The sequence below is a fragment of the Streptomyces sp. LHD-70 genome (assembly GCF_031157275.1).
Taxonomy (GTDB): domain Bacteria; phylum Actinomycetota; class Actinomycetes; order Streptomycetales; family Streptomycetaceae; genus Streptomyces.
Map to the genome: position 1 here is coordinate 405,243 of NZ_JAVIFW010000006.1, position 25,357 is coordinate 430,599.

A 25,357-nucleotide genomic window follows, 5' to 3' on the forward strand; every position below is an offset into this window, starting at 1 on the left:
GTTGGGAGGGACGGGTCAGGCGTGGGCCTTCGTGCGCGGCGAGGCTTCGGTGGTGTCCAGTTGTGAGGTGCGGGACGGTTCGCGTACGAGGAGTGTCGCCAGGAACGTCAGGCCGACGCATCCGGTGACGTACCAGAAGAACGCCGTCTCGTGGCCGTGCTGCTTGAGGGCGAGCGCGATGGGCTCGGTGAGGCCGCCGAACGTCGCGGTGACCAGGGCGTGCGGCAGGCCCACGCCCAGGGCGCGCACCTTGGTGGGGAACATCTCCGCCTTGATGATCGAGGCCAGCGCCGAGTACCCGGTGACGAAGGCGAGCGCGAGCGTCATGAGGAGGAACGCGACCCACGGGCTGTCCGTGCGTCCGAGGTAGGTCATCACGGGCACCGTGAGGACCATGCAGCCGAGGGAGAAGCCGAACATGATGGGGCGGCGGCCCACCCGGTCGGACAGCGCGCCGACGGCCGGCTGCAGCAGCATGTACACGAACAGGGCGGCGAAGCCGATGACGGTGACCGTCGACTTGGGCAGGCCCGCGGTGTTCACCAGGTACTTCTGCAGATACGTGGTGTACGTGTAGAACGCGACGGTGCCGCCGATGGCCAGGCCGAACACGGCGATCAACTGCCGTGGGTACTCGGCGATCAGAGCGGCGAGGCCCTTGCGCTCCCCGGCGGCCGAGCTGCCGTCGGCGGTCCTGGCCTGCTCCTTCTGGAAGTGCTCGGACTCCTCCATGGTGCGGCGCAGATACATCACGGTGAGTCCGGCCACCGCGCCGATCACGAACGGGATCCGCCAGCCCCAGCTCTCCAGCTGGTCGGCGGTGAGCAGTTTCTGCAGGACGATCGCCACGAGCAGGGCGGCGAGCTGGCCGAGCACGATGGACACGTACTGGAAGCTGGAGTAGAAGCCGCGCTTTCCCGGGGGCGCCACCTCGGAGAGGTACGAGGCGCTGGACCCGAACTCGCCGCCGACGGACAGCCCTTGGGCCAGGCGGGCCACGACCAGGAGGACCGGTGCCCAGAGGCCGATGACGTCGTGGCCGGGGGCGACGGCGATGGTCAGGGAGCCCGCGCTCATCAGCAGGACGGACAGGGTCAGCGCGCGGCGGCGGCCGTACCGGTCCGCGTACCCGCCGAGCAGCCAGCCGCCCAGCGGTCGCATGAGGAAGCCGACGGCGAACACGGCGGCGGTGGAGAGGAGTTGGGCCGTCTGGTCGCCCTCGGGGAAGAACACGGACGCGAAGTAGATGCTGAACGTGGCGTAGGCGAACCAGTCGTACCACTCGATGAGGTTGCCAAGACAGCCGCGCACGACGTTGGCGGTGACCCGGGACCGGGTGGCTTTGGTGGCTTCGGTGGGTACTGGGGAATGCGACATGGACGGCTCCATTGCGCTTGTCGCGGTGGGAGGGGGCTCGCGACGCCCGAGTCGCGGGAGCACCCATGGGGACGGTTCTCTTTGGTGCGCGTACGACGGTGCGTCAGCGCAGGACGAACGGATTTCCGGTGGGTGCACCGGTGTTGATTCACCCGGTCTCGGCGGACCGGCCGTACTCAGAACGTGCTCAGGCCGAGCGAGGCGCGGAAGGAGTTCTTGTTGGCCACGCCATCGCGCGGCGGCAGGGCGCGCGGCGGCTCGGACGTCGTGATCAGCACCTGCGCGTACGTGGTCGCCGAGCGCGCCTTGACCCGTCCGGCCAGGTCGTCGACCTGATCGAGAGCGGTGATGCGCAGCGCGTCGTGGATTCCGAAGCCCTGGGCGACGGCGATCAGATCGGTGCCGAGGCCGGTGTGGCTCGCCTGCATGCCGGTCTCGCCGAAGTGCGCGTTGTCCAGGACGACGAGGGTGAGGTTGGGCGGCTGCTTGGCCCCGGCGGTGCCCAACGCGCCGATTCCCATGAGGTGTTCGCCGTCGCCGGTGAGCGCGACCACGGGGCGGTCGGGCTGCGCCAGGGCGAGCCCGAGTGCCACCGGCACCGCGGCACCCATCGCGCCCCAGAGGTAGAAGTTGCCGGGCCGGTCGCCGGCCGCGTACAGGTCGTAGCTGGGCGAGCCGAGCCCGGACACCACCAGGGTGTCCTCGGGCACGCGGCCGATCAGATCGGCCACGAAACGGCGGCGTTCCAGCCGGGGTTGAGTGTCGGTGCTGCTCATCGTGTGTGCTCCCACGTCGGTCACCGGTCCCACTTCTTACGGCCGATCAGCTTCTGTCCGAGCAGCACGGCGACGCGTTCGCCCGCCTCGAAGGTCATGTCGGCGGCGGCCCCGACGGTGTCGGCGACGTCCTCGGGCACGTCGGCCCGCAGCACCGTGATGCCCATGAGTTCCAGGGCCTGTTGGGTCGTACGGCCCATGGGCCCCTGCCACGGGTTGAAGTCGGCGTACTCGCCCCGCATCGTCACGAGCGTGAGGAAGGGGAACTGGCACATCTGCAGCAGGGAGAACATGTTGACGCAGTTGCCGACGCCGCTGCTCTGCATCAGCAGCGCCGCGCGCTGCCCGCCCAGCCAGGCGCCGCTGACCACGCCCACACCCTCTTCCTCGGTGGTCAGCACCACGTCGTGGAGGTCGGGATCGCGCTGGGCTTCGTGGATGGTGTGGGAGTGGCCCGCGTCGGGAACGTAGGCGATCTGCTGGACTCCCTGCGCCTTCAAGGCCGTGAAGACGTCCTCCTGCCAGGAGGGCGCTGGGGCTTGGGTGGGTGTCATCGGTGGCGTCTCCGTGCTCGGTCGGCTCAAGACGCCACTCATCATGAGTGCTGATGTGGGCCAGCGAACAATAGAAAGTCCTGATGCCTGCATACGGCGATCGCATAACTGGCCCCCGGGGGCTTACGCGAGCTCGACCGCCTCCCGTCGTCATCTGCGCCGGGCATGCACGCATCAGAAATTGCTATTTCACAGGCGTTCACATGAGGTCGCATGATGTTGATCCAGTACCCGTCGGCCGAACCCTGGAGTTCACCGCATGACCGGAACGACCGAACCCGCCGCCGGGCGCCCCCTGTCCGGAATCACCGTCGTCAGCATCGAGCAGGCCGTGGCGGCGCCGTTCGCCACACGCCAACTGGCGGATCTCGGCGCCCGCGTGATCAAGGTCGAGCGGCCCGACGGTGGTGACTTCGCCCGCCGGTACGACACCACGGTCCACGGCGAGTCCAGCTATTTCGTGTGGCTCAACCGCTCCAAGGAGTCCCTGACCCTGGACGTGAAGTCGCCGCACGGGCGCGAGATCCTGGGCGAACTCCTCGCCGACGCGGACGTGTTCGTGCAGAACCTCGGCCCCGGAGCCGCGGCCCGCCTCGGTCTCGACCCGGGCTCCCTTGCCGAGCGGTACCCGGCGCTCATCCCCTGCACCATCTCCGGGTACGGCACCACGGGACCGTGGGCCGACCGCAAGGCGTACGACCTGCTGGTGCAGTGCCAGACCGGACTCGTCTCCCTGACCGGCACGGCGGAGGAAGCGGCACGCGTAGGGGTGTCGATCGCCGACATCGCCGCCGGCATGTACGCCTACACGGGCATCCTCACCGCCCTGTTCACCCGCGCCACCACAGGCGTGGCGCGGGCCGTGGAGGTATCGCTCTTCGAGGCGCTGGCCGAGTGGATGAACCAGCCCGCCTACTACACCCGGTACGGCGGAACCCAGCCGCCCCGGATCGGCACCCAGCACGCGACCATCGCCCCCTACGGCGCCTACACCGCCGCCGACGGCAAGCAGATCCTGCTCTCCGTGCAGAACGAACGCGAGTGGCGAGCCCTGTGCGACCACTTCCTGGAGCGCCCCGATCTGGTGGACGACCCGCGCTTCGCCACCGGCTCGGCCCGGGTCGCGCACCGGGACGAACTCAACTCGATCATCGCCGAACGGTTCCGCCGGGCCGGCAGCGGTGAACTGGCCAGGCGACTCGACGAGTTGGCGGTCGCCAACGCCGGAGTGAACGACGTCCCCGACTTCCTCGACCACCCGGCACTCGCCGGACGGGGGCGCTGGCACGAGGTCGGCACACCCGGCGGGCCGATCCAGGCCCTGCAACCCCCGGTGGACCTGTCCGGCACCGAGGCGCGTATGGAGCCGGTGCCCGCGCTCGGCGAGCACAGCGAGCGCATCCTGACCGCGCAGGGCCGGAGCGCGGCGGACATCGCAAAGCTGCGCGCGGATCGCGTGATCTGACCCGGTTCACCTGACCTGACGCCCTGACGCCCTGACGCCCTGACACCCGTCCCATCACCCGCACACCACTCATCGAGGAGATCGACCCCATGAGCACCCTGGACACCCTGGCCGCCGACGAGCGGTTCGTCGTCGAGACCGTGCACGACTTCGTCGACAAGGAGGTGAAGCCGGTGGTCCAGGAGCTGGAACACGCCAACACCTACCCCGAGGCGCTCATCGAGAAGATGAAGGAGCTGGGCATCTTCGGCCTGGCCGTCCCCGAGGAGTTCGGCGGCACCCCCGTCTCCATGCCCTGCTACGTCCTGGTCACCGAGGAGCTCGCCCGCGGCTGGATGAGCCTGGCCGGAGCGATGGGCGGGCACACCGTCGTCGCCAAGCTCCTGGCCGAGTTCGGCACCGAGGAGCAGAAGCGCCGCTACCTGCCTCGTATGGCGACCGGCGAGATCCGGGCCACCATGGCGCTGACGGAACCGGGCGGCGGCTCCGACCTTCAGGCCATGCGCACGGTGGCCCGTAGGGACGGTGAGGGAGGGTATGTGGTGAACGGGTCGAAGACCTGGATCACCAACTCCCGCCGCTCACAGCTGATCGCCCTGCTCTGCAAGACCGACCCGGATGCCACGCCCGCGCACCGCGGCATGTCGATCCTCCTGGTGGAACACGGCCCGGGCCTCACCGTCTCCCGGGATCTGCCGAAGCTCGGCTACAAGGGTGTGGAGAGCTGTGAACTCTCCTTCGAGGACTACCGCGCGTCCGGTGAGGCCGTACTCGGGGGAGCGGAGGGCAAGGGTTTCGGCCAGATGATGAAGGGCCTGGAGACCGGCCGCCTCCAGGTCGCGTCGCGTGCCCTCGGGGTGGGCCGCGCCGCCTTCGAGGACTCCCTCGCGTACGCCCAGGAGCGCGAGTCCTTCGGCCGGCCCATCTGGCAGCACCAGTCGATCGGCAACTACCTGGCCGACATGGCCACTTCGCTCACGGCGGCCCGCCAGCTCACCCTGTACGCGGCCCGCGAATACGACGCCGGCCGCCGCGTCGACACCGAGGCGGGCATGGCGAAGCTGTTCGCATCGGAGACCGCGATGGAGATCGCCCTCAACGCGGTCCGTATCCACGGCGGTTACGGCTACTCCACCGAGTTCGACGTCGAACGCTACTTCCGCGACGCCCCGTTGATGATCGTCGGTGAGGGCACCAACGAGATCCAGCGCAACGTGATCGCGGCCCAGCTCGTCAAGCGCGGGGGACTCGACGCGTAGCCGTGGCTGCCGAACGGACGGGTGCCATCGGAGAACAGGAGCTGTGTGCCCCATGAGGATTGTTGTGTGTGTGAAGTATGTGCCGGACGCGGCCGGCGGGCGGCGCTTCGCGGATGAGCTGACCGTCGACCGCGACGATGTCGACGGCCTGCTGTCGGAGCTCGATGAGTACGCGGTCGAGCAGGCCCTGCAGATCGCCGAAGACGCGGACGATGCCGAGGTCACCGTGCTGACGGTCGGTCCGGAGGACGCCAAGGACGCGCTGCGCAAGGCGTTGTCCATGGGCGCGGACAAGGCTGTGCACGTCGAGGACGAGGACCTTCACGGCACGGACGTCATGGGTACGTCGCTGGTGCTCGCCAAGGCGGTCGAGCACGTCGGCTACGACTTGGTGATCTGCGGAATGGCCTCGACCGACGGGGAGATGGGCGTTCTGCCCGCGCTGCTGTCCGAGCGTCTCGGTGTGGCGCAGGTGACGCTGCTGTCCGAGGTGTCCGTCGAGGACGGCACCGTCAAGGGCCGTCGTGACGGTGACACTGCGTCCGAGCAGTTGGAGGCGTCGCTTCCGGCTGTCGTGTCGGTGACGGACCAGTCGGGCGAGGCCCGCTACCCGTCGTTCAAGGGCATCATGGCCGCCAAGAAGAAGCCGGTGGAGTCCCTGGACCTGGACGACCTGGACATCGAGGCGGACGCAGTCGGTCTGGAGGGTGCCTGGACCAAGGTCGACGAGGCGGCCGAGCGTCCGGCCCGTACCGCAGGCACGATCGTCAAGGACGAGGACGAGGGCGGCAAGCAGCTGGCTGAGTTCTTGGCGGGCCAGAAGTTCGTCTGAATCACCGGGAGTTGAGGAATCTCATGGCTGAAGTTCTCGTCTACGTCGACCACGTGGAAGGCGCCGTCCGCAAGCCCACTCTGGAGCTGCTGACGCTGGCACGGCGGATCGGTGAACCGGTCGCGGTGGCGTTGGGCGCGGGTGCCGCAGACACGGCGGCTGCCCTGGCCGAGCACGGAGCGACCCGCGTACTGACCGCGGAGGCAACGGAGTTCACGGAGTACCTGGTCGTGCCGAAGGCGGACGCGTTGCAGGCGGCCTACGAGGCGGTCGCACCGGCCGCGGTGCTGGTGCCGTCCTCGTCCGAGGGCAAGGAGATCGCCGCGCGTCTCGCGGTCCGTATCAAGTCGGGCATCATCACGGATGCCGTGGATCTGGAGGTGGGTGTCGAGGGTCCGGTGGCGACGCAGTCGGCGTTCGCCGCGTCCTTCACCACCAAGTCCCGCATCACGCAGGGCACTCCGGTCATCACGGTCAAGCCGAACTCGGCCGCCGTGGAGGCCGCTCCGGCCGCCGGTGCGGTCGAGGCGCTGGCCGTGTCCTTCTCGGACGCCGCCACCGGTACGAAGGTCACCGCGCGCACGCCGCGTGAGTCGACGGGGCGTCCGGAGCTGACCGAGGCCGCGATCGTGGTCTCCGGTGGCCGTGGCGTCAACGGCGCGGAGAACTTCGCGATCATCGAGGCGCTGGCCGACTCGCTCGGTGCGGCCGTCGGCGCCTCGCGTGCCGCGGTGGACGCCGGCTGGTATCCGCACGCGAACCAGGTCGGCCAGACCGGCAAGAGTGTGTCCCCGCAGCTGTACATCGCGGCCGGTATCTCCGGAGCGATCCAGCACCGTGCCGGTATGCAGACCTCGAAGACGATCGTGGCGATCAACAAGGACGCCGAGGCCCCGGTCTTCGACCTGGTCGACTACGGCGTCGTAGGTGACCTCTTCGAGGTCGTCCCGCAGCTCACCGAAGAGGTCAACACCCGCAAGGGATGAGCCTGTTCGTCAAGATCGGCCCGGGAGGCCCTGTTCGAAGAATCGCCCGACCAGCGGACCGGCGGTGACCCGGCACTCCTCGAAGTAGGCGTGCCGGGCGCCGCCGAACACGTACGTCGTGGCGTCCGGGATGCGGGCGGCGAGCAGAGCCACGTTGTCGGGTGGCGTGAGACGGTCGTGGTCTCCGTGCAGGATCAGGGTCGGCGCGGAGATGAGCGGAAGTACCTCCCAGGCATCGTGCCTGTTGCTGGCGACGAGGTGGCCGCGCCGGGCATGCGGGGGCATGGCGGGGTCGCCGAGTGTGTTGTACGGGCCGGGGTGGGCGGCGCGCCAGGCCGGGGTGTACATCAGGTCGACCAGGACCCGCTCGGCGGCGGCCGGGTCGGGCGTGGCCAGCGCACGTCGCACCGAGACGTCACGCTCGACGGCGTTCGGGCCGCCCGGTGACGTGCAGCCCAGGACGAGGCGCCTGATCCGCTCGGGGTGGCGTGCGGCGATCCACTGGGCGACCCGGCCGCCCATCGAGGTGCCGTAGAGGTCGGTGCGTTCGACACCCAACGCGTCGAGAACCGAGATCACATCGTCTGCGAACTGGCCTGTGGAATAGCCCTCTTGAGGTGCGTCGCTCCCGCCCGTGCCGCGGTAGTCCATCGTGATCGTGCGGTGCGTGCGGTGGAAGTCGTCGCGCACACCGTCCCACCAGTGGTGGTTGTTGGCCTGCCCCGCGAGGAGCACGAGAGGATGGCCGGCGCCGCGGCACTGGTAGGCAAGGGCCGTGCCGTCTCCGGCGTGGGCGACGCCGTCCAGGTGAGAGTGGATGTCTGTCATGCGCTGTCCTTGGAATCGCCCGCGACCGTGGTGTCCGTGGTGTCCGTGGTGTCCGTGGCGTCCGTGGTGTCCGTGGCGTCCGCGCCGAGAAGCCGGGCCGAGGGCCAGGTGCCGTTGCTGACGGCCGAGGTGATCTGGCGGATCAACTCGTGGGCGACCACTTCCGCGGCAGGGGGAGTGCGCCCGGCCCGAGGGGTGGCGAGGACGATCGACCGCCAGATTTCGGGCTCGCACAAGGGCGCGGCACTCAACGAGCCGCCGGAGATGTCCTCGTCGATGCCGACACCGGGCAGGATGGTCCAGCCGTGCCCGGCCTGCGCCAGCCGCTTCTGCACGGTCATCGAGTTGGTCTGGACGGCCACGTCCATCTGTGTGTCCTCTCCGGCGGCGGCTGCGTCGATGAGCACGCGCAGGGCGTGCCCGGAAGCGGGCATGACGAGGGGGTGGGCGGCGGCCTCGGAGAACGGGACGGGACGGTCCGCGCTCAACCCGGCCGTGGGCGGTGCGACCGCCCAGAGACGTTCCTCGACGAGGGGGCGGACGTTGAGCGACGGCGTGCTGTCGAGGTTGTACAGCAGTGTCAGATCCAGGTCGCCGTCGTCGAGCCACCGCTGCAGATGACCCGAGTACGCCGTCATCAGGCGGAGTTCGATGCCGGGATGAGCCCGGGAGACCGCGGAGGCCAATGGCTCCGCCAACAGGTTGAGCGAACTCTCCAGGAGACCGACGGTCACGATGCCGGTCACTTGCCCCCGTGTGGGCTGCACCTCCGCACGGGCCCGCTCGAGTTCGTGCAGCGCGCGCCGGGCACGCCCCACCACGATCATCCCGGCCTCCGTGGGGCGCATGCCCTGCCGGGTACGTTCGAAGAGCGGGATCCCCAACTCTTCCTCCAGAGTGCGGATCTGCCGGGTGACCGCAGGCTGCACCAGGTGCAGCACGGCTGCGGCCCGCGTCACACTGCCCACCTCGGCCACGGTGATCAGTGCTTTCAGCTGCTTGACGTCCACTGTTCCTCGTCATCTTCGCCGGGCCCGGGAGTACCACCGGATGCTATGCAATCGGCAGTGTTCGTACGCGCGGCTTGGGGCGCCTCCCTGGTGCACTGGGCGGCCCCCTCGCGCTGTTCGCCCAGGAGCTTCCCGTCGACGAGGTCGCCACGCACACCTTCCCGTTCGCCGAGGCCCGGGCCGTCTTCGATCTCGCCCATGACCGGGCCGTCGCCTCCAAGATCCTCCTGGATCTGACCCGCGCCTGAAAGGGGAGGCGTTTTCGTGCAGGCAGGGTCAGCGGAGTTGCGGCCGCCCATGAAGGGCGGGGCGCCATGGAAATTCGCTGGCGCACGGTGTCGGGCCTGCCTATCTTTGGTCCTGTTCGCAGGGGCCGCCTCCAGGTGGCCCTCACCAGCTGTGTGGACCAGGAGGTGTGACTGATGGCTGTCGCTGCGGCGGATGCTGCCCGCGTTCAGGAGTTCATCAATGCCGCCCCCGTGGTCACCGGCTGAACCACCCACTGACACCGCACCGTTCGTGCGCAGCCGGGGCCGCCCTGTGAAGGGTTCCCCTTGACTCTCTCTTCAGCTTCCTCAGCTTCCTCCGCCTTGTCGCACGCGCTCTCCCCGTACGGCTGGGACGCCGGCCGGGAGGACGAGTTCGTCCCGTACGCCGCGCAGGGTCTCGTGCCCGGTCGGGTCGTGCGGGTCGATCGCGGCCAGTGCGATGTCGTCACCGCGGCCGGGACCGTGCGTGCCGACACCGAGTTCGTCGTGCCGCGCGACCCCGCCAAGGTCGTGTGCACGGGTGACTGGGCCGCCGTCGACCCGGACGGCGGCGACCCGAGGTACGTCCGTGCGCTGCTGCAGCGGCGTACCGCGTTCCTGCGCAACACCTCGTCCAAGCGGTCCGAGGGCCAGATCCTCGCCGCCAACGTCGACCACGCCGTGATCGCGGTCTCCCTGGCCGTCGAGCTCGACCTGGGCCGGATCGAACGGTTCCTCGCGCTCGCCTGGGAGTCCGGGGCCCAGCCCGTCGTCGTGCTCACCAAGGCCGACCTGGTGCCGGACCCCGTCACGCGCGGGCATCTCGTCGCCGACGTCGAGTCCGCCTCGCCCGGCGTGCAGGTGCTGCCCGTCAGCGCCACCGAGGGCGAGGGCACCGAAGTGCTCGCAGCCGTCGTCGCGGGCGGCACGAGCGTGCTGCTCGGCCAGTCCGGCGCCGGGAAGTCCACCCTTGCCAACGCCCTGCTCGGGGCGGACGTGATGACGGTGCAGGCTGCCCGTGACGTCGATGGCAAGGGCCGGCACACCACGACCACGCGGAACCTGCTCGTCCTGCCCGGCGGGGGCGTGCTGATCGACACCCCCGGGCTGCGCGGCGTGGGCCTGTGGGACGCCGAGTCGGGCGTCGGGCAGGTCTTCGCGGAGATCGAGGAACTGGCCGCCGACTGCCGGTTCCAGGACTGCGCGCACGACGCCGAGCCGGGCTGCGCGGTGCTCGCGGCGCTCGACGACGGCACGCTGTCGGACCGGCGGCTGCACAGCTACCGCAAGCTGCTGCGCGAGAACCGGCGGATCATCGCCAAGACGGACGCCCGCACCCGCGACGAGATCCGCCGCGAGTGGCGCGTCAAGCAGGCGCAGGGCCGGGCCGCGATGGAGGCCAAGCGCGGCCGCCGGCACTGACGGCGCGGAAGGACTTTCGGGTACGGGCGCGAAGCCCTTACCGGAAGGCTTTCGGGTACGGGGCGCGAAACCCGTACCCGAAGGGGCCGGTGCCTGGCCGGGCACCGGGGAGAGGGCCCGTCGGCCGGCTGTGGCGGCCTGGCCGACGGGCCCGTTTCACCTCTCCAGGAAGGCGTTGCCGGGCGACTACTGGACGAAGCGGTAGCTGTTCCAGGCGTCGGCCTCCGGCGCGATGTCGCCCGTGCGCTTGCTGCCGACGTACTTCGACTCGCCGGTGCAGTCCGCGCCCACGTACACGGTCATGTCCGTCATCGTGTGGTTCTCGACCTTGCCCGCGCCGCCCTTCATCACGTGGCAGCCCTTGATGCTCGGGTTGGTCTCGGAGACGCCCTCGGCCTCTTCGCCGTGACCGCCCGCAGCGGCCTCCTCGCCGTGGCCTTCCTGCGCGGCCTCCTCGCCGTGACCCTCGGCCGGCTGCTCCTCGCCGTGGCCCTCCTGCGCGGCCTCCTCGCCGTGGCCCGCCTGCTCGTCCTTCGCGGTCTCCTCGCCGTGGGAGCCCTCGCCGGCCTCTTCACCGTGGCCCGCGGCGGGCGCGGCGGCGACGGGCTGGTACGTCACGACGCCGACCGCAGCGCTGTCCTCGAAGCCGCAGGCGGTGGCGGAGAGAGCGAGCAGCGCGGTGCCCGCGCAGACGGCGGCGAGACGGCGCCGCTGGGGGCGGACGGAAGCAGACATGGCAGGTCCTGTTCTGGCAACGACTGACAACGGCTGGCAAAGCTGGTACTCACTGGCAGGGCTGGTACTCACTGGCAAGGGCTGGTACTCAGCGCCATTCAGTGTCGCCCACCGGCCTCGCCCGCACGCGCGCGGGGTCGAATCAACGCACCGGCACCCCCGAACATCGTGTCCGAATACCGCCAGCCGCCGTGCACGGCCGAGGCGCACACTGGACGGGTGATCGATGAAGAGACCGGATACGAGGCGGTGCGCAGCCGCGATGCCCGCTTCGACGGGGAGTTCTTCTTCGCCGTCGAGACCACCGGCATCTACTGCCGCCCCAGCTGCCCCGCCGTCACCCCGAAGCGGAAGAACGTCCACTTCTACCCGACGGCCGCCGCCGCCCAGGGCCAGGGCTACCGCGCCTGCCGCCGCTGCCGCCCCGACGCGGTCCCCGGCTCCGCCGAGTGGAACGTACGGGCCGACGTCGTGGGCCGCGCCATGCGCATGATCGGCGACGGCGTCGTGGACCGCGAAGGCGTCCCCGGCCTCGCCCTGCGGCTCGGCTACAGCGCGCGGCAGGTGCAGCGCCAGCTCACCGCCGAGGTGGGCGCGGGCCCGGTCGCGCTCGCCCGCGCGCAGCGCGCGCACACCGCGCGGCTGCTGCTGCAGACGACGCGGCTGCCCGTCACCGACATCGCGTTCGCGGCGGGCTTCGCGAGCGTGCGGCAGTTCAACGAGACGATCCGGCAGATCTACGCCCGCACCCCCACCGCCCTGCGCGCCGAGGCAGCCACGAAGCTGCCGCCCGCCCCGCCCGCCCCGGCCGACGCACCGCCCGCCGAGGGCCCCGGCCGCCTCGTCGGTGTGCCGCTGCGCCTCGCGTACCGCGAGCCGTACCACCGCCCGGCGATCTTCGAGCGGCTCGCGGCCGAAGTGGTCGCCGGTATCGAGGAGTTGACCGGCCCGCCGGGCGCCCGTACCTACCGGCGTACGCTGCGGCTCCCGCACGGCCAGGGCATCGTCGCCGTCGACGAGGCGGCGGCCGGGCCCTGGCTCGACGCCCGGCTGCACCTCACCGACCTGCGCGACCTCACCACCGCCGTGCAGCGCCTGCGCCGCCTGTTCGACCTGGACGCCGATCCGCAGGCCGTCGACGAACGTCTCGGCGCCGAGCCCGAGTTCGCCGCGCTCGTCGCCGCCCGCCCCGGCCTGCGCTCGCCGGGCGCCGCCGACGCGGAGGAGTGCGCCGTCCGCGCGGTCGTCGGGAGCGCGGGGGCCGCGCGGCTCGTCGCCGAGCACGGCCGACCGCTCGATGTGCCCTGTGGGGCGCTCACCCATGTCTTTCCCGAGTCGAAGGTGCTCGCGGCACACCTGCCGCTGGCGGCCGCGCTCGAGGACGGTTCCGTACGCCTCGACTCGGGCGCCGATCGCGACGACGCCGAGCAGGCGCTGCGCGCGGTGCCCGGGGTGGACGCGGCCACGGCGGCCCACATCCGGATGCGCGCCCTCGGCGACCCCGACGTGGCCGTGCCGGGCCGGCCGGCCCGCGAAGCCTGGCGCCCGTGGCGCTCGTACGCCCTCCAACACCTGTGGGCCGACGGCGAGTCGACACCGGGCCCCGCCCGCACACCCGCCTCCACTTCCGCTTCCGTTTCCGCTTCCGTTTCCGCCTCCACTTCAGCCTCCGCTTCCGCCTTCACCTCCGACCTGGAGCAGCCGTGACGACCACGTACTACACCACCCTCGACAGCCCGCTCGGCGAGCTGCTGCTCACCGGGGACGGCTCGGGCGCGCTCAGCTCGCTCTCCGTTCCCGGCCAGAAGGGCGGCCGCACGGTCCGGGCGGACTGGCGCCGCGACCCCGCCGTGTTCACTGAGGCGACGGCACAACTGCGGGCCTACTTCGCCGGGGATCTGAAGGAGTTCCACTTGACGTTCCGCACCGAGGGCACGGAGTTCAGGGAGCGCGTGTGGGCGGCCCTGGACGCGGTCCCGTACGGCGCCACGACCAGCTACGGCGCCCTCGCGGCCACGATCGGCGCCTCCCGCGCCGCGGTCCGGGCGGTCGGTGGGGCCATCGGCGCCAACCCCCTCCTCATCGTCCGCCCCTGCCACCGCGTCATCGGCGCGGACGGGTCGCTCACGGGGTACGCGGGCGGCCTGGAGCGGAAGCGGATGCTGCTGGGGTTGGAGGGCGTGCTCTGATCCGTGCCGGGCGTACGGAGCGGGAGGCGGCGGTCCTCCGAGGGGGACCTCAGCCCCAGATCAGCACCCCCACCCACGCCCCCACGCTCAGCAGGCACGCGAAGAGTTCCACCAGGACGCTCGTGCCGATGGCCCGCATCGCCGCACGGGTCGACCACCAGGCCCCGCCGTGGCTGCCGAGGCGGAGGCGTTCCGTGAGGTAGACGCCGCCGATGAAACCCGGCACCGAGCCGATCACCGGGACGACGACGAACCCCACCAGCGCGCCGAGGCCCGCGCACACCACCATGCGGCGGGTGATGCCCACGCCCTGGATGCGGCGCGGGGGCAGCCGCCAGCGGATCGCGTGCTGCAGGAGCAGCAGAAACGTCGCCCCGACGAGCACGGCCCAAGCCACCCCCGACTGGTCGAGCAGCGCCCACCACGCGACCCCGCCCCACACCAGGAGCGATCCGGGCACACCCGGGATCAGTACGCCGCAGAGGCCGAGCAGCAGCACCGCCCCGACCAGCAGCAGCTCCCACGCACCCATCTGCCCAGGGTGCAGGACGGGCTTCGCCCGCGCAGGTCAGACGGGCCGGACCGCGCGGGGGCCAGCCCTCGGACCCCTGCTCCTCAAACGCCGGAGGGGCTGACCTTTCAGCGCCGCAGGCCTGCCTACCGCGCCACCCACCCCCGCTCATACGCATGCCAGCCCAGCTGCAGCCGCGTCGTCACGCCCGCCAGTTCCATCAGGCCCTTCACGCGGCGCTGGACCGTGCGCAGGCCGAGGTCGAGCTGTTTGGCGACGCTGGCGTCCGTCAGGCCGGCCAGGAGGAGGGAGAGGATCTCCAGGTCCGTGCCGTCGGGTTCGGCCGGGCTGGTCTCCGTGACCGTGCCGCCCTCGCCCAGGCGCAGCGGCAGCGCCTGCTCCCACACCGCCTCGAAGAGCCCGGTCAGCGATTCGAGGAGCCCGCTCGCGTGCACGACCAGGGCGGCCGGTTCGGACGGACGGCCGGCCGTACGGGACGTCAGCGGCACCATCGCCAGCTGGCCGTCGGCCACCACCAGCTTCGTGGGGACGCGGTCGACGATCCGGACCTGCTCGTCCCGGCCGAGCGCCGCCGACATCTCCAGAAGCCCGTTCGGCAGCGAGAGCACGTCCCGCTCCACCACCACGCGGTACCGCACGCCGCGCTCCGCCGCCTGCTCCTCGGCATCGTTGTCAGTGCCGGTCACGACGGCCGGGCGCCCGGTGACCAGGGCGCACACCTCGCGGCTCGCGCCCAGCTGGAGTTGCAGGAAGCGCTGGGCGACGGCGCCCGCACCGGTCACCACCTCGACCAGGTCGTGCGCGCTGGGCTCGGTGGCCTGTGCGCGGTACTCCTCCGCGAGGAGCACCGCCGCCAGCTCCGCCTGCTCCAGCTCGTGCCGCTGCTGCGTGAGGAGCGCCCCGAGCGCCACCCCGGGCGGGGCCGCCACCCAGCGGCCCGCCCGCGCCGAGGACTGCGCCGCGAGCCCCTGCTGTTCGAGCCGGCGCACCGCCCGCTCCGTATCGCTCTCCCCGAGCCCGATCCTGGCGGCGAGATCGGCCACCTCGGCGGCACCGAGCGCCACCAGCGCGCGGTACGCCGTCTCCTGCACCTCGTCCAGACCTATCGCACCCAACATGGGCCGCTGCCCCTCCCCACTCCCGTACGAACCGACCGGTCGTACGACGATCGGCCGCTCGGTCACCCCGTGAGCCGGGCCCTCGGAAGGGTTCCGGCGCTGCTCGGCGGCGCGCCCCCGCCGTGGCGGAAACCGGCCACGGCGCAAACCCGCCGCCCAACATCATCCCCGTACCCCCCACCTCTCTGCCAAGGTGTCGCCACCGGTTGCCGGGGCCGGGGGCGGCTCCAAGGAGCGCAGGCCAGGGGGGTGTCCGGCAGATACCGGCGGCGTGTGTGGCCCGCCCGCCGCGACCCGGGCGCATCCGTGCCCCGGGTCTCACCGTGCGGCGGCGCGCGGCCACCACGACCGACCGGCCCGCCGGGCGTCCTTCCCGTGGGGGGTGGGGCCGCCCGGCGGGTCTCTTTCGTACGCATGTGCCCTATGGGGTAAGGGAGTTGACCCGGGCTCCCATGTGCCCCATGGGGTACGGGAGTTGACCGGGACCGTCTGGATCGGCGCCCGCCGCGGCGGTATTTCCGTCAAGCGCCGTTTTCGGGGCGCCCGTCCTGTGGACAATAAGGGCATGAGCCAGCAGGGGGACAGGCACAGAGGCAACTCCGGCCAGGGCGACGACTGGTGGGGTCAGCTGTACGACGAGGCCACCGAGGACACCGGTCCCGCCCCGGCCCCGGACACCCTGGACGACCGCTTCGCCTCCGCCACGGACACGCTCGGCGGCGGCAAGGGACGGGTGACGTCGCGCCCGTCCGACGGGACCGACGCGGCACGTCCCGGGCCCGCACCCGGCGCGGCGGGCGCCCTCGCGCCCAGGCCACCCGCCGCCGACGCCGTGCCGTACGCGCCGCTGCGCGCCCCGTGGGAACCCCCGGCGGACCCCGCGGCGGGCCCGGCGCCCGCGCCCGTGCCGACCACGTTCGGCCCGGCCCGCCGCAACACCGAACCGTCCACCGACCCTTCGGCGGACCCGAAATTGGAGGCGGGCCTGCACCCGGAGCCCGACCTGGACCTGGACCCGGACCCGGACCTGGAACCGGGCGCCGCCGCCCCGCCCGCCGTCGGCGTCCCCGCCGCCCGCACCGCGCCCGATGCCGCCGTACGGCCGGGGGTCGCGTACGTCGGGGAGGGGCCGCCGACGTACGAGGCCGACCCCACCGCCCTGCCGCCCGCCGACCCCGACGCCCTCGCCGGGCTCGTCGCGGACACCGTGCTCGACGGCGCCCGGTACGGCGCGTGCACGCTGCGCGCCGCGTCCGTACGCGGCGACTCGGCCCGCTACCGCGGCGAGCCGCGCCGCGACGCCCTGCTCACGGCCCGCTTCGGCAGCGGCGACGGCGGGCTCGTCCTCGTCGCCCTCGCCACCGGCGCCCGCACCGCGCCCGCCGCGCACCTCGCCGCCGCCGACGCCTGCCACTGGATCGGCCGCGCCGTGGGCCGCAGCCACGCCCGGCTCGCCGACGACATCCGCGCGGGCCGCCGCGGCGACCTCAAGTCCGGGCTGCACCGGCTCACCGCCCGCAGCCTCGGCAAGCTCCGCGCGGTCGCCGCCGAACAGGGCCTGGAACCCGAGGAGTACAGCGCGACGACGCTGCGCTGCCTGCTCGTACCGGCCGATCCGCGGTGCCGCACGCGGGTGTACTTCGGCGTCGGCCCAGGCGGGCTCTTCCGGCTCAGGGACGGGGCCTGGAAGGACATCGAGCCGCAGGTCACGGAGGTGGTCGGGGAAGCGGTGGTCGGCTTCGGCTCGCTGCGGGCCTCGTCCGAGGAGTCCGTGGAGGGGGACCGGCTCACGATGGACCTCGGCATCGCGACGCCGCCGAGCCCGTACGAGCGGGCGGCACGTCCCGCGCCCGAGCCCTTCCGCTTCCGGGCCTCCGTGGCCCGCCCCGGGGACCGGCTGCTGCTGTGCAGCGGGGGCCTCGCCGAACCCCTGCGCGGCGAACCGGCCCTTGCCGGGCACCTACTCCACCACTGGTCGGCCCCCGAGCCGCCGGGTCTCACGGAGTTCCTCGCGGACGTGCAGGTGCGGGTGAAGGGGTACGCGGACGACCGCACGGCCTGCGGCTTGTGGGAGGCCTGAGCCTCAATCGCCGGAGAGGCTGATTTTTCAGCCCCTCTGGGGGCACCTCCCAGCGGTAGCTGGGGGAGATTGAGGAGGCCCGTCCGGCGAGGACTTCGGGAAGGGGCGGGGAGGGGATTACAGCAGGCGCGCCCCAGCTCGGCGTGAGTGGATGGTTCACGGAAACCCGGCCCCCACCGGAGGAAGGTGCACCCTGATGCCCAAGCAGAACGTCGCCGAGCAGTTCGTCGACATCCTCGTCCGCGCGGGCGTGCGGCGCCTGTACGGAGTCGTCGGGGACAGCCTCAACCCGGTCGTGGACGCCATCCGCCGCACCGGCGACATCGACTGGGTGCAGGTGCGGCACGAGGAGACCGCCGCCTTCGCCGCGGGCGCGGAAGCCCAGATCACCGGCAAGCTCGCCGCCTGCGCGGGCTCCTGCGGCCCCGGCAACCTGCACCTGATCAACGGCCTGTACGACGCGCACCGCTCCATGGCCCCGGTCCTCGCCCTCGCCTCGCACATCCCGTCGAGCGAGATCGGCCTCAGCTTCTTCCAGGAGACCCACCCCGACCAGCTGTTCCGCGAGTGCAGCCACTACAGCGAGCTGATCTCCAGCCCGAAGCAGATGCCCCGGCTGCTGCAGACCGCGATCCAGCACGCCGTCGGCCAGGGCGGCGTCAGCGTCGTCGCGCTCCCGGGTGACGTGGCGTCCGAGCCCGCCCCGGAGAAGGCCCCCGAGCAGGCCCTCGTCACCGAGCGGCCCAGCGTGCGCCCCGGCGACTCGGAGATCGACAAGCTGGTCGACCTGATCGACGAGGCCGACCGCATCACCCTCTTCTGCGGCAGCGGCACCGCCGGCGCCCACCAGGAGGTCATGGAGTTCGCCGAGGCCGTCAAGTCCCCGGTGGGGCACGCGCTGCGCGGCAAGGAGTGGATCCAGTACGACAACCCGTACGACGTCGGCATGAGCGGACTGCTCGGCTACGGCGCCGCGTACGAGGCCACCCACGAGTGCGATCTGCTGATCCTGCTCGGCACGGACTTCCCGTACAACGCGTTCCTGCCCGACGACGTGAAGATCGTGCAGGTCGATGTGCGGCCCGAACACCTGGGCAGGCGCTCGAAGTTGGACCTCGCGGTGTGGGGCGACGTACGCGAGACGCTGCGCTGTCTGACGCCGCGGGTGAAGCCGAAGTCGGACCGGCGGTTCCTCGACAAGATGCTGAAGAAGCACGCCGAGGCGCTGGAGGGGGTCGTCAAGGCGTACACCCGCAAGGTCGACAAGCATGTCCCGATCCACCCCGAGTACGTGGCGTCCGTCCTGGACGAACTGGCCGACGACGACGCGGTGTTCACCGTAGACACCGGCATGTGCAACGTGTGGGCGGCCCGCTATCTCTCGCCCAACGGGAAGCGCCGCGTCATCGGCTCGTTCTCGCACGGCTCGATGGCCAACGCGCTGCCGCAGGCCATCGGCGCCCAGTTCGTGGACCGCGGCCGGCAGGTCGTGTCGATGTCCGGCGACGGCGGCTTCTCGATGCTGATGGGCGACTTCCTGACCCTCGTCCAGCACGACCTGCCGGTGAAGGTCGTGCTGTTCAACAACTCCTCGCTCGGGATGGTCGAGTTGGAGATGCTGGTGGCCGGACTTCCCTCGTACGGCACCGGGAACCACAACCCGGACTTCGCGGCCGTGGCGCGGGCGTGCGGGGCGTACGGCGTACGGGTGGAGAAGCCCAAGCAGCTCGCGGGCGCGCTGAAGGACGCCTTCAAGCACAAGGGGCCGGCGCTGGTGGATGTGGTGACCGATCCCAACGCGCTGTCGATCCCGCCGAAGATCAGCGCCGAGATGGTGACGGGGTTCGCCCTCTCGGCGAGCAAGATCGTCCTCGACGGCGGGGTGGGGCGGATGCTGCAGCTGGCGCGGTCCAACCTGCGCAACGTGCCGCGGCCTTAGGCGGTCGGAACCGCGGGCGTCGCGACAAGGCTCCACTTGTACGGAATCGACAGGCGTGCCGCTTTCCGGGCGGGGGCATGCATCACCGTGTACGTGTTCGACGTGAGATGTCCATGAAGGAGAAGAGCCGACAGCCTACGGGCGGGGGTCATGACAAGCCACGCACAAGAAAGCACGGTCGGGGGCGCCACGGCGGTGGGGGATCCGGCGCGGCTGCACCGCAGACTCGGGCGCGCGGACCTGCGGGCGGTGTCCGAAGTCCGGCGCGCGCTGCGGGAGTTGCTGCTGCACTGGGGCAAGCCGGAGCGCACGGACGTGGCCGAGCTGCTCACCAGCGAGATCGTCACCAACGCACTGGTGCACACCGACGACGACGCGGTCCTGACGGCCACGGTGCGCGCGCACCGGCTCCGGGTCGAGGTCAGGGACTTCGTCAGGAACAGGCCGACACCGCGGGTACCGCACGCCGACGACGGTACGGGCGGCAGAGGCCTGCTCCTCGTCCAGTCACTGGCCGACTCCTGGGGCGTGCGCACCCAGGACGGCGGAAAGGCGGTGTGGTTCGAGCTGGACGGAGGGCTCGCCTGAACCCTCCGCCCACGCAAGGATGAGACCCGCGCTCACGCTCAACCGAACTGCTGCTCCAGGTCCTTGAGCTTCTGCTCCAGGGAGTCGAGGCGCGGCAGCGTCTGTGTGTCGTCCTCCACGGTGAGGTCGACGTGCTCCGCCGCCGCGCCCGGCTCAGCCCCGTTCACGGCCTGCAGTGAGGGTCTGGATCGTACGGGCAGCTGTTCCGCCGCTATGGCAGGGTCCGCGCCGCCCGCCTGGCCGCCCTGCGTGCCCTGGCCGGCCCGCTCGCCCGTGCCCGCCGCCACCGCGGGCGGCTGGCCCTGCGCGGGGAGCACGGCCTGCGGGGACTGGCCGGTGAGCGCGGCGGCCTGGGGCTGCTGCTCGCGGGTGTCGAGCCGGCCGATCTTGCCCGTCAGGGTCCGCTGGCCCCGGCTGACCGCCTTGAGGTGGGCCCGCTCCAGCTTCTCCTGGTCGCGCCGGTGCTGCCGGTTCTCCGTCTTCTGCTTGCGCTCGTCCCGCACCTCCTCGACCGCCTCGTCCAGACTGCGTACGCCTTCGAGGAGCATCAGCGACCACGCGCCGAAGGTCTCGCGCGGCGCGCGCAGCCAGCGCACCACCCGGATCTGCGGCAACGGCCTTGGTACGAGGCCCTGTTCGCGCAGCGCGGCCCGGCGGGTCTGCTTCAGGGCGCGGTCGAAGAGGACCGCCGCGCTGAGCGACATGCCGGCGAAGAACTGCGGGGCGCCGTCGTGACCGAGGCCGCGCGGGGCGTGCACCCAGTTGAACCAGGCCGCGGCCCCCGCGAACGTCCACACGAGCAGGCGCGAGCCGAGCGCCGCGTCCCCGTGGCTGGCCTCGCGCACCGCGAGCACCGAGCAGAACATCGCGGCACCGTCCAGGCCGAACGGCACCAGGTACTCCCAGCCCCCGGAGAGGTTGAGGTTCTGCCGCCCGAAGCCCACGAGCCCGTGGAACGACAGGGCCGCGGCCACCGCCGCACAGCAGAAGAGGAGTACGTACGAGGCCGTTCCGTAGATGGCCTCCTTGCGCCTGCGGCGCTCCTCGCTGCGTTCCCAGGAGTCCTCGGCGGCCGCCTTCTCCCCGGCCCGCTTCCCACGTGCGACCACCGCCAACGCCGCGAGCAGGCCCAGGAGCAGCACGCCGCCGGGAAGCAGCCAGTCCAGCGATATGTCGGTCATTCTCATCTGGGGTCCCTTGCGTCGCATCAGCGCGTTTCGGGCGCCATATTGGCTCAACCGGAAAGTCGCCCAGGCGCTTTCGGAGCAAGAGGGGGAAATGAGGCCGCGGCACGGCGCGGATGGGGGACACGTCCTCGAACTGGCCGTCGAGCGTGCCGAGTTGAGTTCGAAGAGTCGGGTGTGCGGGGGCGGGTGCGAACGGCGCCGCCGGAGGGTGCGGCTCCGTCGTTCAGCCGGACCGCCCCACCGCCAGGCGCGTCTTGATCGACTCGCGGCGCCGCGGGCCCGGGACTACCGTCGATGGGGTGAACGCTTCCGTTCACCGCTGACATTGAGCTGCAAGCAATCCCATGGCGGACTCCGACTCCACACCCGTGCAGACGGCTGCCGAATCCCCGGAGCGGGGCCGCGGCGGTGGTGTCGCGCTACTCGTCATCGCCTCGTGTCAGCTGATGGTGGTCCTCGACATCACCATCGTGAACATCGCCCTCCCGCACATTCAGAGATCGCTGGACTTCTCCACCGAGAACCTGTCCTGGGTGGTCAACGCCTACACCCTGACCTTCGGCGGTCTCCTGCTCCTCGGCGGGCGGCTCGGCGACATCCTGGGCCGCCGGAGAGTCTTCATCGCCGGCATCCTGATCTTCGTCCTCGCCTCGCTCCTCGGCGGGCTCTCGCAGGAGTCCTGGCAACTGCTCGCGGCGCGCTCGCTGCAGGGCGTCGGTGGCGCCATCGCCTCCCCGACCTCGCTCGCCCTGATCACCACGACGTTCCGCGAAGGCCCCGAGCGGAACCGGGCGTTCGGCGTCTTCGCCGCCGTCTCGGCGGGTGGCAGCGCGATCGGTCTGCTCGCGGGCGGACTGCTCGTGCAGTGGCTCGACTGGCGCTGGGTCCTCTTCGTCAACGTGCCCATCGGCCTGCTGATCGTGCTGGCGACGCCGCGCCACATCCGGGAGTCCGAACGGCATCCGGGCCACTTCGACCTCCTCGGCGCGCTCACCTCCACCGTGGGCATGGTGTCGCTCGTCTACGGCTTCATCCGCGCCGCCTCGGACGGCTGGCGCGACGGGGTGACCCTCGCGGCCTTCGGCGCGGCCGTCGCACTCCTCGCCGCGTTCCTCGCGATCGAACGCCGGTCGAAGCAGCCGATCACGCCCCTGTGGATGTTCCGCGACCGCAACCGCGCGGGCACGTACGGGATGATGCTCAGCCTGGCCGCGGCGATGTTCGGGATGTTCTTCTTCCTGACCCTCTTCGTGCAGAACGTGCTGCACTTCAGCCCGCTACGGGCCGGTCTCGCCTTCCTGCCGGTGAGCGCGATCATCGCGATGGGCGCGGGATTCGCCTCCCAGCTGCTGCCCAAATGGGGTCCCAAGCCCTTCATGGTCGGGGGCGCGACCCTGGCGGCGGTGGGGCTCGGCTGGCTGACGCTGACCGATGTCGACAGCACCTACGCGGGGAGCCTGCTCGGTCCCATGCTGGTCTTCGGCTTCGGCATGGGGATGCAGTTCGTGTCGCTGACGCTGATGGCGGTGTCGGGTGTGGCCCCGAAGGAGGCCGGAGCCGCCTCCGGAGTCCTCAACGCCACCCAGCAGGTGGGCGGTTCGCTCGGCCTGTCCATCCTGGTCACGGTCTTCGGAACGGCCAGCCGCAACGAGGCCGCCGATCAGATCCCCCGGTTCATGGCCGAGGCGAGCCAGGCCCAGCGGCTCGCGTTCGAGAGGACCAGGGAACTCCCGGCGCCCTGGAGCGACCGCGTCCTCGCCGCGGGCGTCTCCAGCGCGTTCATCGTCGCCGCCGTCCTCGCGATCGTCGCCGCCCTGATCGCCCTCCTGGTCATCCAGGTACGAGCCGGCGACCTGGAACGCCTCCAGGGCAACGGCGCCACGCCGTTCGGAGCGTCAGGGAAGTGAGGAGTACTGCGGCTTGCGGCGGGGTGCCGGGGGGTGTCAGCTTGCGGCGGCCGCGGTCAGACGCTCCACGCGCTGCGCGTCGCAGGTGCGCGGGCAGGTGACGCAGGTGTCCTCGGGGCGCAGCGTGTAGAAGAGGCAGCAGCTGGCCCGGTCCCGGGTGGGCAGCGCCTCGCCGTTCGGCCCCGTCAGCTCACGGAACGCGGCCGCTCCGACGTACGGCTTCGTGGTGCCCGGAAGGAGCTGCTCCAGCTCCGTCATGGCGCGGTGCTCCTCGCCGAGGAGGTGCGCCACGTACCAGAGGCCCTCGACGATCTCGTCGGTCGCCATGCCCCACAGGGCGCGCGGGCCGCGCCGCATCCGCGGCCGGAAGCCGTCGAGGACCGGACCGAGGTGCTCGGCGACCGCCGCCCGGACCTCCCCGCGCAGCGCCTCCTCGTCGGCCACGACCCGGGCACCCGGTGAACCGGCGGCCGGGTCGTCCGGCAGGCAGGCGAAGTCCGTGACGCGTACGGCCATCCGGCCGAGCGAGCGCTGGAAGGTGACATTCGCCACGGGGAACCGCGGCACCCGGCGCAGCAGGAACCACGGCACGGTGATCAACAGGCAGGCCGGCCACGCGTACCGGTGCAGGCCGAAGCTGGCGATGACGTCCGGGCGGGCCTGCTGCTTGTAGTCCCGCAGGATCTGGGCGTTGTCCCACGCGAGGAACGCGTCGAGGTCGGCCCCGCCCTCCGCGAGCCGGGCCGCGGCCACCCAGCCGCCGTCCTGCGGGGCCTGCTCGTCCGCCTGGAGCTCCTGGAACCGCAGCCCCGGAAAGACCTCCGTCAGGCGGGCATACGCTTCCGCGACGGGCGAGGGGCCCGGTCGTACGGCGCCTGGGGCCAGGGCGGGCAGGAGCATGCGGGACCACCGATTTCTAGCGATCGTTTGCAGGTAAGCCTTACCTTACCCGACCGATCTGAGGTTTGAACTGCGGCCCCACCCGCATAGGGTCCCTGTCTGGCGCCCGAGCAGGCGCCCCGACCCGTACACCGCACCGAGGAGGACCCGAGTGGAGCAGGCCGGACCGCGGCCCACCGGTCGATCCCCGGTGCCGCACGGGCGCGTACCGGAGCAGGCGCGCGGAGAGGACACCCGAACGGGGACCGCACGGCAGGTGCGGCGGCACTCGGTGCGCGGGCAGGTGCTCGACGCGCTGCGGGCGGCGCTCGTGAGCGGCGAGCTGGCGCCGGGCGAGGTGTACTCGGCGCCGGTCCTCGGGGAGCGGTTCGGGGTCTCGGCGACCCCGGTGCGCGAGGCGATGCAGCAGCTCGCCCACGAGGGCGCCGTCGAGGTCGTCCCCAACCGGGGCTTCCGGGTCGCCGAGCGCAGCCCGCGCGAACTGGCCGAACTCGCCGAGATACGGGCCCTGTTGGAGGTTCCGGTGATGCTGCGCCTGGCCCGCAGCGAGCCCGCGGAGCGGTGGGCGGAGCTGCGTCCGCTCGCCGAGGAGACCTCGGTGGCCGCGGCGCGCGGCGACCTCGCGGCGTACGTCGACGCCGACCGCGCCTTCCACCGCGCGATCCTCTCGCTCGCCGGCAACCAGCAGCTCCTCGTGATCGCCGACGACCTGCACCGCCGCTCGCAGTGGCCGCTGGCCTCCGGCCCCGTGCACCGCCGCCGTGCCGACCTGGTGGCCGACGCGGCGGAACACACCGCGCTCCTCGACGCCCTGGTGGCCCAGGACCTCGCGGTGGTGGGGGAGTTGGTACGGGAGCACTTCACCCAGGCGCAGTGAGCCCGGCCGCTCCTCGCCTCCTCCGGTCTCAGTGGGGCTCCTCCAGTCTCAGTGGACGGAGAACCCGCCGTCCACGAACAGCGTCTGCCCGTGCACGTAGCGGGCCGCCTCACTCGCCAGGAACACCGCCGCCCCCGCGCAGTCCTCGGCTTCGCCGTTGCGCCCGGCGAGAGTGCGCGCCGCCAACTCCTCGGCCCGGCCCGGCACTTGGAACGCGGGCTCGCTCAGCGGCGTACGGATGAACCCCGGCGCGATGGCGTTCACGCTCACCCCGTGGGACGCCCAGGCCTCCGCCTGAGAGCGGGCCAGGGCGCAGATCGCGGCCTTGGAGACGCCGTACGCACCGCTGTTGCCGAAGGCGCGGATCGACTGCTGCGAGGCGAGGTGGACGATACGGCCCTCGGGCCCGTCTCCCCGATCTTTGCGGGCCCGCGACGCCTGGCACGGCACCTCGCCGCACGCCCGAATCACCCAAGTACGTCCAGTACGAGGGCGATCCGGGCGCACGCCGATGCACCGCACCAGACGCCGCGGGCTGATCCGCAAAG

Annotated in this window: 24 protein-coding genes; 13 read left to right on the forward strand and 11 right to left on the reverse strand. The window is 71.7% G+C overall.

Translation table 11 applies throughout. From position 1 onward, the window contains the following. Positions 1–15: 15 nt before the first annotated feature. The 3 genes from RCO28_RS14770 to RCO28_RS14780 form a co-directional block, all read right to left on the reverse strand. Complete coding sequence (locus RCO28_RS14770; RefSeq protein ID WP_308941537.1) at positions 16–1,377, reverse strand: MFS transporter; 1,362 nt, start codon at positions 1,375–1,377, stop codon at positions 16–18. Positions 1,378–1,553: 176 nt separating this feature from the next. Continuing rightward, positions 1,554–2,153: a thiamine pyrophosphate-dependent enzyme gene (locus tag RCO28_RS14775; protein ID WP_308941538.1), complete on the reverse strand. Its 600-nt coding sequence runs from the start codon at positions 2,151–2,153 to the stop codon at positions 1,554–1,556. Positions 2,154–2,173: 20 nt separating this feature from the next. Next, positions 2,174–2,707, reverse strand: a complete 534-nt coding sequence (locus RCO28_RS14780) for a phosphonopyruvate decarboxylase (RefSeq protein ID WP_308941539.1) — start codon at positions 2,705–2,707, stop codon at positions 2,174–2,176. Between the two features lie 259 nt (positions 2,708–2,966). Here RCO28_RS14780 and RCO28_RS14785 point away from each other — a divergent pair, with 259 nt between their 5' ends. From RCO28_RS14785 to RCO28_RS14800, 4 genes are all read left to right on the forward strand, one after another. Beyond that, positions 2,967–4,172 (forward strand): CaiB/BaiF CoA-transferase family protein, encoded by a 1,206-nt coding sequence (locus tag RCO28_RS14785; protein ID WP_308941540.1) that lies wholly within the window; start codon positions 2,967–2,969, stop codon positions 4,170–4,172. Positions 4,173–4,261: 89 nt separating this feature from the next. After that, on the forward strand, positions 4,262–5,431 hold the full coding sequence (locus RCO28_RS14790) for an acyl-CoA dehydrogenase family protein (protein WP_308941541.1): 1,170 nt from the start codon (positions 4,262–4,264) through the stop codon (positions 5,429–5,431). A 52-nt stretch (positions 5,432–5,483) separates the two neighbouring features. Further along, positions 5,484–6,263 (forward strand): electron transfer flavoprotein subunit beta/FixA family protein, encoded by a 780-nt coding sequence (locus tag RCO28_RS14795; RefSeq protein WP_308941542.1) that lies wholly within the window; start codon positions 5,484–5,486, stop codon positions 6,261–6,263. A 23-nt stretch (positions 6,264–6,286) separates the two neighbouring features. Continuing rightward, positions 6,287–7,249 (forward strand): electron transfer flavoprotein subunit alpha/FixB family protein, encoded by a 963-nt coding sequence (locus tag RCO28_RS14800; RefSeq protein ID WP_308941543.1) that lies wholly within the window; start codon positions 6,287–6,289, stop codon positions 7,247–7,249. Between the two features lie 9 nt (positions 7,250–7,258). Here the strand turns inward: RCO28_RS14800 and RCO28_RS14805 are convergent, their stop codons facing one another. Continuing rightward, positions 7,259–8,077 carry an alpha/beta fold hydrolase gene (locus RCO28_RS14805; RefSeq protein ID WP_308941544.1) on the reverse strand — a complete coding sequence of 273 codons (819 nt, stop codon included), beginning with the start codon at positions 8,075–8,077 and terminating at the stop codon, positions 7,259–7,261. Continuing rightward, positions 8,074–9,087 carry a LysR family transcriptional regulator gene (locus tag RCO28_RS14810; protein WP_308941545.1) on the reverse strand — a complete coding sequence of 338 codons (1,014 nt, stop codon included), beginning with the start codon at positions 9,085–9,087 and terminating at the stop codon, positions 8,074–8,076. The genes RCO28_RS14805 and RCO28_RS14810 overlap by 4 nt, the downstream gene beginning before the upstream one ends. Before the next feature lie 74 nt (positions 9,088–9,161). Between RCO28_RS14810 and RCO28_RS14815 the strand changes: the two genes are divergently transcribed. Together RCO28_RS14815 and rsgA are read left to right on the forward strand one after the other, a co-directional pair. Then, complete coding sequence (locus RCO28_RS14815; RefSeq protein ID WP_308941546.1) at positions 9,162–9,335, forward strand: hypothetical protein; 174 nt, start codon at positions 9,162–9,164, stop codon at positions 9,333–9,335. Positions 9,336–9,677: 342 nt separating this feature from the next. Then, on the forward strand, positions 9,678–10,757 hold the full coding sequence (gene rsgA / locus RCO28_RS14820; RefSeq protein ID WP_308941547.1) for a ribosome small subunit-dependent GTPase A: 1,080 nt from the start codon (positions 9,678–9,680) through the stop codon (positions 10,755–10,757). A gap of 186 nt (positions 10,758–10,943) precedes the next feature. Here rsgA and RCO28_RS14825 read toward each other — a convergent pair whose 3' ends face one another. Next, positions 10,944–11,492 (reverse strand): hypothetical protein, encoded by a 549-nt coding sequence (locus RCO28_RS14825; RefSeq protein WP_308941548.1) that lies wholly within the window; start codon positions 11,490–11,492, stop codon positions 10,944–10,946. A gap of 222 nt (positions 11,493–11,714) precedes the next feature. Here RCO28_RS14825 and RCO28_RS14830 point away from each other — a divergent pair, with 222 nt between their 5' ends. Beyond that, positions 11,715–13,199, forward strand: a complete 1,485-nt coding sequence (locus tag RCO28_RS14830; RefSeq protein ID WP_308941587.1) for an AlkA N-terminal domain-containing protein — start codon at positions 11,715–11,717, stop codon at positions 13,197–13,199. Continuing rightward, positions 13,196–13,681: a methylated-DNA--[protein]-cysteine S-methyltransferase gene (locus tag RCO28_RS14835; protein WP_308941549.1), complete on the forward strand. Its 486-nt coding sequence runs from the start codon at positions 13,196–13,198 to the stop codon at positions 13,679–13,681. Before RCO28_RS14830 ends, RCO28_RS14835 begins: the two co-directional genes overlap by 4 nt. A gap of 49 nt (positions 13,682–13,730) precedes the next feature. On the opposite strand, the gene RCO28_RS14840 is transcribed toward RCO28_RS14835, so the two are convergent. Next, positions 13,731–14,213: a DUF456 domain-containing protein gene (locus tag RCO28_RS14840; protein ID WP_308941550.1), complete on the reverse strand. Its 483-nt coding sequence runs from the start codon at positions 14,211–14,213 to the stop codon at positions 13,731–13,733. A 125-nt stretch (positions 14,214–14,338) separates the two neighbouring features. Next, the gene (locus RCO28_RS14845; protein ID WP_308941551.1) at positions 14,339–15,331 is read right to left on the reverse strand and encodes a helix-turn-helix domain-containing protein; all 993 of its coding nucleotides are present in this window, start codon (positions 15,329–15,331) and stop codon (positions 14,339–14,341) included. A 565-nt stretch (positions 15,332–15,896) separates the two neighbouring features. Between RCO28_RS14845 and RCO28_RS14850 the strand changes: the two genes are divergently transcribed. The 3 genes from RCO28_RS14850 (at position 15,897) to RCO28_RS14860 (ending at position 19,938) form a co-directional block, all read left to right on the forward strand. After that, a complete protein-coding gene (locus RCO28_RS14850; protein WP_308941552.1) occupies positions 15,897–17,411 on the forward strand; it encodes a protein phosphatase 2C domain-containing protein in 1,515 nt (504 codons plus the stop codon). Between the two features lie 196 nt (positions 17,412–17,607). Continuing rightward, positions 17,608–19,350 (forward strand): pyruvate dehydrogenase, encoded by a 1,743-nt coding sequence (locus RCO28_RS14855; RefSeq protein ID WP_308941553.1) that lies wholly within the window; start codon positions 17,608–17,610, stop codon positions 19,348–19,350. A gap of 150 nt (positions 19,351–19,500) precedes the next feature. Next, complete coding sequence (locus RCO28_RS14860; RefSeq protein WP_308941554.1) at positions 19,501–19,938, forward strand: ATP-binding protein; 438 nt, start codon at positions 19,501–19,503, stop codon at positions 19,936–19,938. Positions 19,939–19,976: 38 nt separating this feature from the next. Here the strand turns inward: RCO28_RS14860 and RCO28_RS14865 are convergent, their stop codons facing one another. Further along, a complete protein-coding gene (locus RCO28_RS14865) occupies positions 19,977–21,125 on the reverse strand; it encodes a DUF2637 domain-containing protein (RefSeq protein ID WP_308941555.1) in 1,149 nt (382 codons plus the stop codon). Positions 21,126–21,469: 344 nt separating this feature from the next. Here RCO28_RS14865 and RCO28_RS14870 point away from each other — a divergent pair, with 344 nt between their 5' ends. After that, positions 21,470–23,032, forward strand: a complete 1,563-nt coding sequence (locus RCO28_RS14870) for an MFS transporter (protein WP_308941556.1) — start codon at positions 21,470–21,472, stop codon at positions 23,030–23,032. A gap of 36 nt (positions 23,033–23,068) precedes the next feature. Here the strand turns inward: RCO28_RS14870 and RCO28_RS14875 are convergent, their stop codons facing one another. Beyond that, positions 23,069–23,932: a (2Fe-2S)-binding protein gene (locus RCO28_RS14875; protein ID WP_308941557.1), complete on the reverse strand. Its 864-nt coding sequence runs from the start codon at positions 23,930–23,932 to the stop codon at positions 23,069–23,071. A gap of 151 nt (positions 23,933–24,083) precedes the next feature. On the opposite strand from RCO28_RS14875, the gene RCO28_RS14880 reads away from it, so the two are divergent. Next, a complete protein-coding gene (locus tag RCO28_RS14880; protein ID WP_308941558.1) occupies positions 24,084–24,809 on the forward strand; it encodes a GntR family transcriptional regulator in 726 nt (241 codons plus the stop codon). Between the two features lie 48 nt (positions 24,810–24,857). Here the strand turns inward: RCO28_RS14880 and RCO28_RS14885 are convergent. Continuing rightward, positions 24,858–25,357: SDR family oxidoreductase (locus RCO28_RS14885; protein WP_308941559.1), on the reverse strand; the 500-nt coding region annotated here is incomplete at its 5' end.

Bases quoted from the DNA above. Each gene is read 5' to 3' on its own strand.
- RCO28_RS14770 (WP_308941537.1), bottom strand. From the start codon at position 1,377: ATGTCGCATTCCCCAGTACCCACCGAAGCCACCAAAGCCACCCGGTCC.
- RCO28_RS14775 (WP_308941538.1), bottom strand. From the start codon at position 2,153: ATGAGCAGCACCGACACTCAACCCCGGCTGGAACGCCGCCGTTTCGTG.
- RCO28_RS14780 (WP_308941539.1), bottom strand. From the start codon at position 2,707: ATGACACCCACCCAAGCCCCAGCGCCCTCCTGGCAGGAGGACGTCTTC.
- RCO28_RS14785 (WP_308941540.1), top strand. From the start codon at position 2,967: ATGACCGGAACGACCGAACCCGCCGCCGGGCGCCCCCTGTCCGGAATC.
- RCO28_RS14790 (WP_308941541.1), top strand. From the start codon at position 4,262: ATGAGCACCCTGGACACCCTGGCCGCCGACGAGCGGTTCGTCGTCGAG.
- RCO28_RS14795 (WP_308941542.1), top strand. From the start codon at position 5,484: ATGAGGATTGTTGTGTGTGTGAAGTATGTGCCGGACGCGGCCGGCGGG.
- RCO28_RS14800 (WP_308941543.1), top strand. From the start codon at position 6,287: ATGGCTGAAGTTCTCGTCTACGTCGACCACGTGGAAGGCGCCGTCCGC.
- RCO28_RS14805 (WP_308941544.1), bottom strand. From the start codon at position 8,077: ATGACAGACATCCACTCTCACCTGGACGGCGTCGCCCACGCCGGAGAC.
- RCO28_RS14825 (WP_308941548.1), bottom strand. From the start codon at position 11,492: ATGTCTGCTTCCGTCCGCCCCCAGCGGCGCCGTCTCGCCGCCGTCTGC.
- RCO28_RS14840 (WP_308941550.1), bottom strand. From the start codon at position 14,213: ATGGGTGCGTGGGAGCTGCTGCTGGTCGGGGCGGTGCTGCTGCTCGGC.
- RCO28_RS14845 (WP_308941551.1), bottom strand. From the start codon at position 15,331: ATGTTGGGTGCGATAGGTCTGGACGAGGTGCAGGAGACGGCGTACCGC.
- RCO28_RS14850 (WP_308941552.1), top strand. From the start codon at position 15,897: ATGAGCCAGCAGGGGGACAGGCACAGAGGCAACTCCGGCCAGGGCGAC.
- RCO28_RS14855 (WP_308941553.1), top strand. From the start codon at position 17,608: ATGCCCAAGCAGAACGTCGCCGAGCAGTTCGTCGACATCCTCGTCCGC.
- RCO28_RS14860 (WP_308941554.1), top strand. From the start codon at position 19,501: ATGACAAGCCACGCACAAGAAAGCACGGTCGGGGGCGCCACGGCGGTG.
- RCO28_RS14865 (WP_308941555.1), bottom strand. From the start codon at position 21,125: ATGAGAATGACCGACATATCGCTGGACTGGCTGCTTCCCGGCGGCGTG.
- RCO28_RS14870 (WP_308941556.1), top strand. From the start codon at position 21,470: ATGGCGGACTCCGACTCCACACCCGTGCAGACGGCTGCCGAATCCCCG.
- RCO28_RS14875 (WP_308941557.1), bottom strand. From the start codon at position 23,932: ATGCTCCTGCCCGCCCTGGCCCCAGGCGCCGTACGACCGGGCCCCTCG.